This window comes from Plesiomonas sp. (genome assembly GCF_051650925.1).
In the GTDB taxonomy this organism is placed as follows: Bacteria; Pseudomonadota; Gammaproteobacteria; order Enterobacterales; family CAMTGL01; genus Plesiomonas.
Window position 1 is genome coordinate 1 of record NZ_JBOFRH010000604.1, and the last position, 1,116, is coordinate 1,116.

The 1,116-nt window shown below is 49.6% G+C and carries 2 protein-coding genes; one reads left to right on the plus strand and one right to left on the minus strand.

Annotation, left to right across the window (positions count from 1 at the left end; translation table 11 throughout):
* A partial coding sequence (locus tag ACRC27_RS14405; RefSeq protein WP_438640198.1) for an OmpA family protein occupies positions 1-757 on the minus strand: 757 nt, incomplete at its 3' end.
* Between the two features lie 132 nt (positions 758-889).
* Between ACRC27_RS14405 and ACRC27_RS14410 the strand changes: the two genes are divergently transcribed.
* Positions 890-1,116: exonuclease domain-containing protein (locus ACRC27_RS14410; RefSeq protein WP_438640199.1), on the plus strand; the 227-nt coding region annotated here is incomplete at its 3' end.

Sequence of the window (1,116 nt, forward strand, 5' to 3'; positions counted from 1 at the left end):
GCTCTGGCTTTAATCCCTGCTTCACAAAATAGTGCTGCATGTTTTCAGCTCGCTTACGCGCCAACTCTTCTGAATTGGAGGCCACTTCCCGATCATCACTGTGCGCGGCCACCAATACCAGCTCTACATCCTTGATATGACGGATATACTGCGCAATTTGATCGAGCTTTTTCTGCGAATCAAAGGTCAGCTTTTCGCTATTGGCCTGATAATGCAACACAGTGTAGGCAATATCATCAAAGCTGTACGGCAGCAAACGTTGCACGCAGGCTAAATATTTCTTGTATGGCCCTTTAAAGTGCGCCGGTGACAGACTCACTTGCACCCGTTCGTTGTTGTAGTACCAATCACGGTAGCTCAAGGTTGGCAAACGGCCACGCTCTAGCTCGGTCAACATCCGCCATGCATCTTGTCCATTCACATAACCATCAAACTGCTTGAACAGCTTTAAGGTATTGATGGTGCCGGCGTTGGTGCCTGGCATCCAGCGAGGAGGTAACGATAGCAGCGTTGCCTGACGGGTTTCCGCCATCGGCCGGAACATTTGCAGTTCAAAATCGAGGTTAATTTTCTTGCTGGCATGGGAGCTGAACACACCGGTGCCATAGCCCGGAACCGGATGCTCTAAACGGCATTCCAGCGGCGTATCCTGCGTCATCACCCAGGTAGAATCATCAATTCCGGCGAAAAACTGCCTTTCAGCCCGTAAAAAGGGGCTAACTAGCATCAAACCGGCAACTACAACTTTTTTAATCATTCGGTGGCAACTCCTGCGTATCATAGTGATTAGCGACCGCGGGAAGGAATACTTTAGTTAAGCGCCATAAATTGCAATAATAAGCTCTCTTTATTTCACGCACGCTGATCTGTACAGCACCAAAGAGAAATCATGGCTAAAACTCTTAACCCGAATTGTCTGAGCGCCCGTTTCCGAGGCTATTTCCCGGTGGTTATTGATGTGGAAACCGCAGGATTTAATGCGCAGACGGATGCGCTGCTGGAAATCGCGGCCGTCACGCTGAAGATGGATGAAGATGGTTGGTTGATGCCGGATCAGAAACTGAGCTTCAATGTTGAGCCGTTTGAAGGCGCCAACCTCAATCCGGAAGCGCTGGC